General features: G+C 62.6%; 12 protein-coding genes. 1 reads left to right on the top strand and 11 read right to left on the bottom strand.

The genetic code is table 11. The annotated features are described in order from the left end of the window. The first annotated feature begins 103 nt into the window (after positions 1-103). Complete coding sequence (locus tag NTV05_07595; GenBank protein MCX6544266.1) at positions 104-400, top strand: hypothetical protein; 297 nt, start codon at positions 104-106, stop codon at positions 398-400. On the opposite strand, the gene NTV05_07590 is transcribed toward NTV05_07595, so the two are convergent. The 11 genes from NTV05_07590 to NTV05_07540 all read right to left on the bottom strand — a co-directional run bounded on the left by NTV05_07590 (position 381) and on the right by NTV05_07540 (position 10793). Next, a complete protein-coding gene (locus NTV05_07590; GenBank protein ID MCX6544265.1) occupies positions 381-1088 on the bottom strand; it encodes an NYN domain-containing protein in 708 nt (235 codons plus the stop codon). The genes NTV05_07595 and NTV05_07590 overlap by 20 nt on opposite strands. Before the next feature lie 467 nt (positions 1089-1555). After that, a complete protein-coding gene (locus tag NTV05_07585; protein MCX6544264.1) occupies positions 1556-2062 on the bottom strand; it encodes a hypothetical protein in 507 nt (168 codons plus the stop codon). A gap of 259 nt (positions 2063-2321) precedes the next feature. Beyond that, a complete protein-coding gene (locus NTV05_07580; protein ID MCX6544263.1) occupies positions 2322-2801 on the bottom strand; it encodes a hypothetical protein in 480 nt (159 codons plus the stop codon). A 302-nt stretch (positions 2802-3103) separates the two neighbouring features. Continuing rightward, positions 3104-3340 (bottom strand): hypothetical protein, encoded by a 237-nt coding sequence (locus NTV05_07575; GenBank protein ID MCX6544262.1) that lies wholly within the window; start codon positions 3338-3340, stop codon positions 3104-3106. A gap of 242 nt (positions 3341-3582) precedes the next feature. Further along, entirely contained in the window at positions 3583-3930 is a 348-nt protein-coding gene (locus NTV05_07570; GenBank protein ID MCX6544261.1) for a hypothetical protein, read from the bottom strand. A 212-nt stretch (positions 3931-4142) separates the two neighbouring features. After that, positions 4143-5000 carry an FkbM family methyltransferase gene (locus tag NTV05_07565; GenBank protein ID MCX6544260.1) on the bottom strand — a complete coding sequence of 286 codons (858 nt, stop codon included), beginning with the start codon at positions 4998-5000 and terminating at the stop codon, positions 4143-4145. 166 nt (positions 5001-5166) lie between these two features. Further along, positions 5167-6648: a hypothetical protein gene (locus NTV05_07560; GenBank protein MCX6544259.1), complete on the bottom strand. Its 1482-nt coding sequence runs from the start codon at positions 6646-6648 to the stop codon at positions 5167-5169. 9 nt (positions 6649-6657) lie between these two features. Beyond that, positions 6658-8436: a VWA domain-containing protein gene (locus NTV05_07555; protein ID MCX6544258.1), complete on the bottom strand. Its 1779-nt coding sequence runs from the start codon at positions 8434-8436 to the stop codon at positions 6658-6660. Between the two features lie 235 nt (positions 8437-8671). Further along, a complete protein-coding gene (locus NTV05_07550) occupies positions 8672-8818 on the bottom strand; it encodes a hypothetical protein (GenBank protein ID MCX6544257.1) in 147 nt (48 codons plus the stop codon). A 60-nt stretch (positions 8819-8878) separates the two neighbouring features. Further along, complete coding sequence (locus tag NTV05_07545; GenBank protein MCX6544256.1) at positions 8879-10201, bottom strand: ATP-binding protein; 1323 nt, start codon at positions 10199-10201, stop codon at positions 8879-8881. Continuing rightward, positions 10188-10793 (bottom strand): hypothetical protein, encoded by a 606-nt coding sequence (locus NTV05_07540; protein MCX6544255.1) that lies wholly within the window; start codon positions 10791-10793, stop codon positions 10188-10190. Before NTV05_07540 ends, NTV05_07545 begins: the two co-directional genes overlap by 14 nt. Positions 10794-10876: the final 83 nt, after the last annotated feature.

The raw sequence follows: 10876 nt of genomic DNA, 5'->3' as shown, positions 1-10876 counted from the left end.
TCTCATCACATTCCTCTCTCCGCACGCTCTCGGCTGGTCACGATCGACAACCAGCGTGCTCTCGAGAAGAACTGCCAACGGCATGCCAACGACGACGTGTGGCATGCGCACCACTCGGCAGACGACGACGGTAGCATCGTCGGGCCACGGACTCAAGCGCCCGTATCGCGCCACGATATCGATCGCGGCGGTAATGATGATCCGGCGTTCGCTCGACCGGTATGTTGAGCGCGATGCCGGCTCCCCCGGCCCGGAGTCAACCCTGCGCGTTCACCGCGGCGGCGCGCCGCCGCGCGACAGACTCATCGAACGGCTGATGCCACGCTGGCACAGTGTGCGGAGATTCCGGGGGATCCGGGAAGAGGCTGACGGCTACGCGATTACCAGCCAGCAGGCTTGACGACCACCGCTCCGCGTGCGCCTACGACCACGTCAGGAAAGTGGCAATGAGCAAACAGTCCCCGTGGCAACAGTCGGCCGCCGCCCGCTGCCTGAGCAAGTTCATCTGCTCGGCGTGCTTTCAATGAGACCTCGCCCACGGGGCGGTATGCGATGACTTTCTTCTCCGAGAACCGTTGCCTGATGCGTTGGACCGCCGGCACGAGATCCGAGTCACCACTGATCAACACAAACGTGTTGCAGCCGTCCTGATACGCGTCGTCCAGCATCTGGACGCCGATTCCGACGTCGGTGCGCTTCTCTTCCGGCATCTGGAACGTTCGGTCACCGATCAGGGTGCACCGGGTGTTCAGGCAGGTGACCGTCTTCCGTTTGAATTGGCCAAGGATGATGACGACCTTCGGGAGAGTCGACAGGGCATCGAGGAAGACGCGCTGACGCGCACCCCGAGTGCCGTCGACCAGAGAGGTAAAGTAATTGACCCGCACGAGATCGTCATCCGTGCGGAGGCGAGAGCACAAGAGTTCGAGGTTGAGCCACTTGTGCGGACCGCCTTTGATGGCTCCGTAGTAAAGGTTGAAGCCGTCGATATAGACGATGGTGCGACGTCGGGGTGGCGTCAAGACAGAAAAGGGCGGCCATATAGACCGCCCGCCAGCCCCGTCGATCGGGACCAGGGAGTTGTGCATTGAATATACTGCTCGGCTAGCCGACTGTCAATCGTGACCGCGTTGAACGACGCGTCCAGACGCTGCTCCATCGAGTCCATGCCATGCTCCACGGTGTCGATTCGCTCAGCAAGATCGGCTCTTCTCATCACATTCCTCCCGTCGGCACGATCGCGGCTGGTCACGATCAACCAGTCGCGCGCCCAAGGGAAGAACTGCCAACGCCATGCCAACGACGACGTGTGGCATGCGCACCAATTGGCAGGACGACGACGGTAGCATCGTCTCGGCCACGAACTCAAGCGCTTCGACGCCGACGGCGCGGCCGCCCCCGGCTGTCGCCCGGTCGACCGAAGCGTTGCGGCCGTCCTCGCCGTTTCAGTGGCTTGAACAAGTCCCGCCGGTCAGGTCGATGTTCCATGTCGGCCGCGGCACTCGTGCCGGCGACGCCCCCCGCTGCGTTGCCTTGGTTGTCGCGTCGCGACGCGTCACGACGAGGACGGTCGGGCCTCGCCGAGCAACTTGAACTGGCTCATGACTTGCTCGTGCAGGACCAGCATGAAGTGGCGGCTCTCCTCATCGCCCTTGCGAATCTCGCCCCGCAAAGCAGAGTCCAGAGCCTCAGCGCCTTTGTTGATCACGCCCAGCAGGTCCACGATGGCGGCCTCGAGATGGGCCTGCGAGTCGTCGATGGTGGCCTCGACGCTCTCGAATCGAGCCCCCATTGCCGAGAACTCTCGGGCGACCTCAGCCCGCACCGTCGAGAACTCTCGGGCGACGTCAGCTCTCGTCTCGTCGATGGCAGTCTCGACCTTCTCGAAACGAGCCCGCACCGCCGAGAACTCCCCAGCGACCTCAGCCCGCATCGTCGAGAACTCTTTGGTGCTTTCCGCGCGCATTGCAGAATGTGCAACATCGTTCTCCCGGCGAGATTGCAGAATCTCCGCCATCAGCGCGTTAAACGACGCGTCCAGGCGCTGGTCCATCGAGTCCATACGATGCTCCACGGTGTCAATTCTCTCCGCCAAATCGGCTCTTCCCATCGATTCCTCCCCGGGACACTATCGCGGCTGGTCGCGATCAACCAGCCACGTGCCCCCGAGAAGAACTGCCAACGGCATGCCAACGACGACGTGTGGCATGCGCACCAATCGGCAGACGACGACGGTAGCATCGTCGAGGTGATGTACTCAAGCGCCTCGACATCGCCCGCGCAGCCCCCCGCACTGACGCAGAGAATAGGGTAGCAACGCGTCACGACGAGGACGGTCGTCCCTCGCCGATCAACTTAAGCCTACTCAGGACTTCCTCGTGCAGGACCAGCATGGCGGCCTCGAGATGGGCCCCCGAGTCGTCGATAGCGGTCTCGACGCTCTCGAAACGAACCCGCATCGTCGAGAACTCTCGGGCGACCTCAGTCCGCATCGTCGAGAGTTCCCCCGACAATTCACCGCGCAAGGCACAACTCTCACGGGTGAATTCGGAGCGCATTGCAGAATGTGCAACATCGTTCTCCCGGCGAGATTGCAGAATCTCCGCCATCAGCGCGTTGAATGACGCGTCCAGACGCTGGTCCATCGAGTCCATACGATGCTCCATGGTGTCGATTCGCTCAGCAAGATCGGCTCTTCTCATCACATTCCTCTCTCCGCACGCTCTCGGCTGGTCACGATCGACAACCAGCGTGCTCTCGAGAAGAACTGCCAACTGCATGCCAACGACGAGGCGTCGCATGCGCGCCAATCGGCAGACGACGACGGTAGCATCGTCGGGACGCTGGATTCAAGCGTCGCGACGGCGATTCGAAGTGGTTGCTGATGGGCGATGCCGACGGAGCAAGCGTACCAAGGCGGGAGGTCTTTGGCTGAATCAGGTTCCGCGACTGGCGGATCTCAGACCATCTTCACAACGTCACCAAGTTCAAGCCGATCGCAGCGGCGTGAAACACAGCGGCTTGCCCTGAATGAGTGCGACGACCTTGGCGCTGTCTGGCTCCGGGTCGTAGAGTTTGACAAAACAACCGGTATCCAGATACGTCACGAGTCGCCTCCACGCGCGTCGGACACGACGACGCTGAGGGCTTTGCCCGGCGGCGTGTCGCCCCAGACGGCCTTGGCTCGCGCGAGGAAATCAGGAGTGGCCGGTGGCCTGGCGGGGACGACCCTGGCCACCACCTGATCGTGCTGCGTCACCTGCACCTCTTCACCGGCAGCGACCCATCGCAAGATCTCCGGCCACTGCTCCGGGACCTGTTGAACACTGGCGGTCTTCATGGTGTCAGAATACTTCCTGGCTCACCCCGCAACAAGTTCGCGCAAACCCGTGTCAGGCTGGGCATTGCTGAAGACATCCCAAGCCGACTGACACGCAAGCCGGAGTACATCGACCCGCCGCGCTCGCCATAGCAGGGGGCGTCTTGGGCAGATTGAAGCCGCTCCAGGCTGACAGGTGCACCAGGCCCGGCAAGAGAGGTCCAGACGTCCACGGCTTTACATCGGTTAACGGGACCGACGTGTCACGACGAGGACGGATGGCCCTCGTTGAGCAACTTAATCTGACTTCTGAGGTCCTCGTACAGAACCTTCATGTAGCGGCGGTTGTCGTCCTGACTGGCCGCAATAGAGTTCTCGAAATGGGCCCACGAGCCCACCATGGCGGTCTCGAGACTCTCAAAACGCCCCCGCATCGTCGAGAACTCGGTAGCGACCTCAGCTCGCGAGGCAAGAATTGCATCGTTTGTCTCCCGGCTAGACTGCAGGATCTGCGTGCTTAGCGCGTTGAACGACGCGTCCAGGCGCTGCTCCATCGAGTCCATGCGATGCTCCACGGTGTCGATTCTCTCCGCCAAATCGGCTCTTCCCATCACATTCCTCTCCCGCACGCTCTCGGCTGTTCACGATCGACAACCAGCGTGCTCTCGAGAAGAACTGCCAACGCCATGCCAACGACGACGTGTGGCATGCGCGCCAATCGACAGACGACGACGGTAGCATCGTCGGAGCCACTTGCTCAAGTGCCACCAGATTGACGCCGGCGGCGCGGGACACCACGAGACGACCTGGTGCCGTTGCGGCACTACTTCTTTGGAACGCCTTCAAGAACCGTCTCGGGGGCTGTCGGCCGCGAAGGGGCGGTGAGCCCAATCGGCGCGAAGTACAGGTTTGCCAAGTCAGCGCGGAGGTACCTGCCGAGAACCACGTACCCGTGTGCGGCGAAGTAGTCCAGAATCTGCTGCCGTACCTGCGGGTGAGCCTCGATACAGACGAGCGTCGGTGCAAAACGGTTGATGTCAAAGCCTGCGAGGACTTTCGGTTCGGCCAACTCAACGTCCACCGACAAGAAATCGAAATGAGACAGGCCAGTCTGATCAAGCAGATCCGAGAGTCGGATCGTCGGCACGCTCACGGCCTTGGACGAGTAGACAGGGTCCTTGATCTCCGTGCCCGCCCGTTCGGCAAAACCTTGATCCGCGGACGCCACCAGCGAGTTCCCGTCTGCCAGGTGGAACGTGATGTTGGAGTCGGAGGTGTCTGAGACGAAGAACGCGAAGAAGCGGGTGCGGGGTCGGTGGGTTCGATAATCGGCCGCGAACTCAGCCTGGGGGTCGATGGCAATGCCTGACCATCCGAGCTCAGATTCCAGATAGAACGTGTTGCTGTCGTTCTTGTAGTGATTCGCGCCGACATCTACAAAGGACCCGGCGCGCCGGTCTTGGAAGTAGTCCCGGATGATCCACTCTTCCTCGTTTCTCGAGTACCGTGACGGCCCGTAACGGTCTTTCAGCCGCGCCCCCTCCTGTGCCGCACTGTATGCGACGTAGGATAGCCGCGCGTACCGAGACGACACGACGGTCGTGACAATGACCGCGACGAGGACGGCAACGAGAGAGACCTCGATCACGTCGAGTCGGCAGGTTCTCCACCACTTCGTCATCGTCCTGTCCTCCGCGTCAACAGGCGCAGCTTACCATGGGAACACATTGACTATTCCGCGGCCGTCACGCAGCGCGATGCGGAAGAAGACTCTCGGCTTGCCCTCGAAGAGCTCGTTACCCACGACTTAGCGAGACCTGCCCGTCGATTCCCGTACCGTGGCTCGGTTACGGACCTGGAAAGCACCTCGGACCTGTCCACGGTGCCGGTTGTGCGAACTGCCCCGCCTCTCGCGCGAGCACGATCGATCGGCTTCCGCAAAAGATCGCAACCCATCCATCACGCTTAAGAAGGTCGATCACAGGCAACCGAAGCGGCAGCCAGATGTAGTCGGCCTTCAGGAGCCGGGCGTATCTGACGTCGGGCGCTTTCGAATATAAGCCCTGGTTGGCTTTCTGAACCGCCTCGGAGTAGACCGTTTCGCGCCGCCCGTCATACGACACGCGCAGCTTCGGCGCGAGATGCCAAATGGCTAGCTCGCCGTAGTCAAAATAGGTGAGGAGCCGCCCCTCTATCGGGTTGCCCCGCAGAAACGTGATGGCCTCCGCTTCCGGCGCCGCCCAAAAGTCCTTCAGATCTGGTCCCGGGATCGTCACGCACCTGACCCTATTGTTCACTGCGACGCCCGTTGCCAGGAACCCAACCAGGCACATCGTTCCGACCACCATGATGTCGGCCCGCGTCGGCCGCCGCGTTAGCGGGAGGCGCGCCGGCCCGAACGCCGCAAAGCACGGCGCAAGCAGGATCACCGCTGTCAGGGCGAAGAAGCCCTCGAGCCGCACGACTCGAACTGCCATTGCTCCGAGCGTCGCCGCCGGGATCAACAGCGACACCACGGCCCAGCGGTGCCGCCGCCACGCGACGACGATCAGTATGGCCGCCATGGTCCACGGAATCACGAAGAACGGCTCGTGGGTGAGCGGTTGCCACTCCGTAATGTCCGAGCGTCCAAGTCCGACGGTCTCCCAGAGAAATCGCCACAACCTGGGGCCATATGGTGTCACCAGCGTGCCTAAGATGCCGAGAAGCGTGCCGCCGGCCGCCCATGGCCACGAGATGCTTCCCGCCAGAAGGGTCGAAGCACTCCACAGCCCGAGCACTCCAAGCCCAACAATCCAGCCTCCGTGCAGGTTCGCCCAGAACGCGAAAAGGACGGGCATCCAGAGCAATAGACGCCGATGTCCCCGGCCGACCCCGTTCAGTAACGCAAGCAGGATCGTGTAGAGAAGCATCGAGAACAGTTGCGGCCTGATAGTCGCCATCAGACTGTAGGCGCCCCCGAGCGCTAGGAGCAGCAACCCCTTGGCGACAGGTTGAAAGACCCCAGCGTGTCTCATAGCCCGCCAGAGGATGCCAAGCGCACTCGCGGCGAGCAACCACTTGAGCGCAATCAGTCCGGCGCTGCCAGCCACGCCATACGCACCTGCCATCAGCACTTCCGCCAGCCACTCGTGGTTGATCCACGGCCTGTCGCTCGTAAACGAGTACGGGTCCTGGCGTGGAATGGAATGGGAGGCCAGGATATCCTGGCCAAATCTGACGTGGCCCCACAGATCAGGATCGGCAAACGTCCCAGACAGCGCGAATGCCAGCACGAGCAGCGTCATGACGGTGAACAGGAGATCGGGAAGATCCTCACGCTTCATCATCGAGTGCTCTCACCGCTCCGGCGCAAAATAGCCCTTGCGGCTGCTGATGCGGATGCCGGATGACCGTGTGTGGATCTCGACGCTGCGCCACTTGCCGTCACGCGCGGAGTTTGTGGAGGTGTAGCCAACGATGTAACGGTGACGTAGGTTTTCGGTGATCCGTTCGAACTGAGCAGCAAGTTCCGATACGTCCTGCGAGAAGTAGGCCTGCCCCCCGGAGAAGGTGGCAAGCAGGCTGAGCCGCTCGGGATCAATCCTTGTGCCCAGTCCGACGGGGAACATCGTCACGTCCACATCCTGCAACAGGCGCAGCACGTCGTCCCACTTCTTGATGCTGCCGGGGCCCGTGCCCGGATTGTCTTCGTCCCGTCCGTCGCTCAGGATCACCACGGCCCGTCTGCCCGCGCGGCCTTTGAGCATGAGCAGCGCGTCGCACAGCGCGTCGTAGAGCGCCGTCCCGCCCTCGGCCTTGTATTCCGCCAGCGCCTGAATGGTGTTCTGCCGATTCGTCGTGATCGCATGCACCAGATTCGACCTGTCGGCAAACGTGACCATGCCGAGGCTATCCTCTGGCCTCAGTGTCTCGACAAACGCCTTGGCGGCCGCCACGACGGTCTCGCTGCTTCTCCTCATGCTGCCGCTTGAGTCGAGCGCCAGCACCATCGACACGGGCGAGGTGGCCTCCTGAAAGGTATCGAGCTTCTGCTCAACGCCGTCCTCAACAACGACCAAGTCGTCCCTGGAGACCTCAAGATACTTGTTCTCCACGTCAATCGCCGTGAACTCAAGGACCGGGCGGACGGGCGGCGGATTCGGGGCGAAGTAGCCCGGGCGTGCCTTCACGACGAGGCCCTCCGCGTAGGTCCCCAGCGAAATCGCGCGCCAGGTCCCATCGCGCCGTTGGTTGATGGGGGTATAGGTGACCAGGTATCGCAGTTGCGCATCGTCGGCGAGCACGCCGTACACGTTGGGCAGTTCGCTTGGGCGGGAAGGAAAGAAGGCCCGGCCGCCGGTGTCCGCGGCGATCGACTTCAACTCGTCGTGGCCCTTGATAGAGATGCCCGCGACGCCGCCGATGCCGACCGTGTACACCGTCACCCCTCCCCGCTTCAAGGCGGCTACGCAGGCAGAAAGAGACGACGTGCTGTGCTCGTCGTACCCATCGGTAATCAGCACGATTACCCTCCGCCCCTCGACACCGTTGAAGCGGCCGGCGATCTCGATCAGGGCGTCGCGCGTGGCAGTGCCCCCGCTGGCACTGATCGCGGTGATGGCCTCTGTGATCGTTCGGCGATCGTTGGTTGGGCCGGTGATCGCATGCAGCCGGCGGCTGAACGGGGCCACTAGGATCTGGTCCTTCGGGCGCAGGTAATCCGCAAGTCGGCCCGCGGCATCCCGGACGAATTCCATGTTGCGCGACATGCTCTGGCTGCTGTCCACGACCAGGGCAAAGGTAGTGGGGATCGTCTCCTGCCCAACCATGTCGGGCTTCTGCCGGACGCCGTCCTCTGCGAGGATGAACTCCGGCGCGGTGAGGCCCCGGACCATCCGGCCCTGCGGGTCGTACACGCCTGCTTCGACGAGTACGCTGGTGATCTCGGTGAGTTCGGTGATCACGTAAGGTTCAAGCGTGATCCTGTCGCGGCCGATGTCGCCCTGGTTGTCTTCGGCCTCGACCACAATTTCGCAACGCTTGAACGGATTCTCGTCAGTCCACTCAACGGCGTAAGGCGGGCCGGATGTCACGGTTCCCAGCAAGATGCCGTCCACGGAGAAGCGGACCGCCACCACCGATCTTCCGGATGGGGTCCGGACCTGCCCGACGATGCGGACGGTGCCCGGCTGTCCCATTCGGCCGAGCGGGGACGTGATCTTAACGGAGAGTGAAGCGTCTTGAGAACTAACGTTGGCTACGGCAAGCAATAGCAGGAGGGACGCAACGACAGCCGGCGCGACCCTGTGCACGCAACGAACGCGCTCCGCGCCAGGCGGGGGAAGGAGGAACCGGCATGTCGCTCCCATGTCACGAGAACAAGCCGGACACCCAGGCTGCCACACCAAGGACCGCGGTCCATAAATGCCGCTCGATCGTCGGGAAGAACTGGTTGGGGTCACCCGTGAATACCACCACGGCTCCCACCAGGACCAAGACCGGGACGATCAAGATCATCAGGTCTGATTGCTTTCCGGACGTTCTCATCGCTGCAGCATCTGCTCCTGCCAGCCTGCGTCAGGCAAGGCTTACCGCGGTTTCGCGGTCGTCCACAAAGTAGCTCTCGCAGGCGCGGCGGAGCAACTCTCTGTCCAGCCGCGCGGGAAGGCCAAGGTACTTCGCCAAGGACAGCGCCTGTTCGACCAAGTCGCGGGGATGGCAACCGCGCAGTGGCACCTGTCTCGGCCGGTAATAGTCGGCAAGGAGGCCCTCGACGACGGTTCGGTCGAAGTCGATGCCGCGATCGTCGCAGCATCTGTGAAAGATCTTCACGAAATCCTCAACAGTCGGGCTCTCCGCGAACACCTTATAGTGAATTCGCCGCAGAAACGCTTCGTCCACGAGCTCGGCTGGTTTGATGTTCGTGGCGAACACCATCAGCATCACGAACGGCAGCTCGAACTTGTGCCCGCTCTTCATCGTGAGGTAATCCACGCGACTCTCGAGGGGTACGATCCAGCGGTTGAGCAGCTGCCGGGGTTCGCACTGCTGCCGTCCAAAGTCGTCGATGACGAGCACACCGCCATTCGCGACGGTCTGGACCGGCGCCCGATAGATACCCGACACCGCGTCATACGTCAATTCAAGAGCGTCGAGTCTCAGCTCGCCGCCGACCATGACCAGGGGCCGGCGACATCTCACCCAGCGCATGTCGAGACCAATGCCGGCGTCCATCGAGTCGGCAGCCTCTTCGACCGGAAGCGGTTCGTGCTGTACCGGATCGAAAAGGCGGATGATGCCCCCCTCTACCTCGATCGCGTGCGGGATCGCGATATCCCCGTCGAGCAGGTTTCGTATGGCCTGGGAAATGACGGTCTTCCCGTTGCCAGGGGGCCCGTAGACGAACATCGAGTGGCCGGCGTTGATCGCCGGCCCGAGCTGATCGAGCACCCGGTCACTGATGACGAGGTGCGAAAACGCATCTCTGACCCGCTCGCGGGTTGCGTGCCCCGGCGCCACCTGGGCGTACTCACGCATGTAGCGCTGATAGTGTGCAAGCGGTACTGGGGCAAATCCCACGTAGTGACTGCTCTCGAGATAGAGCGCTGCGGACTTTCGGCCGGCATCGGTGATGCGGTATCGGTAGGCCGCGGCCCCAAGCATCGCGCCGCCCGTGATCTCGCATTGGTGCTGAGCCTTCAGGAACTCAAGGGCCGGCTCGATGACCGGGAACCGTACCCCGAGGCGCTTCGCTAAGTCAGTACCGGTCAGATCGCCGGCGAAATACAGGGTTTTCAGCGTTAACTGCAGGACGAGATCGAGCGAGAGCCCCGATTCCTCCAGAGAGCCTGGCGCCGGCGGATGCGGAAGGATCGGTCGGAATTGCTCAGTGCCGTGCATCGGGGTTCCCCGCTTTTGCAAGGGCAAGCATCGCTTCGGCCCAGGCAAGGTTTTGGCGTGCCACCACAAGACCCGGCGTGATCGCGAGCGCCTGCCCGCAAACCGTAACGGCCCGTGCCGGATTGCCATCGAGAAGATCGAGCGAGCAGAGGTTGTTGAGGGCGTACGCGGCGCCCGGATCAAGCGTGAGCGCCATTCGATATCGGTCGCGGGCAGCTCGGAACAAGCCGAGGGCCTGAAGAATGGTCCCGAGCGTGTTCTGTGCTTCGGGCGACGCAGGAGCGTAGTACGCCGCCCGATGCCCATCTGCCAGGCCGAATTGCGGCAAACCCGCGTCGCGCCAGACGCGGGCCAGACGATCGTAAGCGGCCGCACTCCCACGGTCTACTTGCAGCGCCCGGTTAAGATGATCCACGGCCTTGTCAGCTATTCCCAGGCGGCAATAGGCGTCTGCCACGTCGAGGTACCGCTGGACAGTCTGAGAGGCCTCGAGCTGGACCAACGCCAGCTTGAGTTCTGGATCCCACTTTTCGGCCGTTTCCAACGTTGTTCTGGCTGTGACCGGCCGCGACACGACGACGGTCTCCGGCACGCCGGCCAGGCCGCCATGGAGTGGCACACTCGACCCGGTCGCCTGAGCTGGGCGTGCCTCGTCAGCCACCGCCTGGGTCGCAA

The sequence above is a fragment of the Acidobacteriota bacterium genome (genome assembly GCA_026393755.1).
In the GTDB taxonomy this organism is placed as follows: domain Bacteria; phylum Acidobacteriota; class Vicinamibacteria; order Vicinamibacterales; family JAKQTR01; genus JBAXOX01.
Note: the sequence above shows the minus strand (reverse complement) of the source record. Positions and strands in the feature narration are given on the sequence as shown.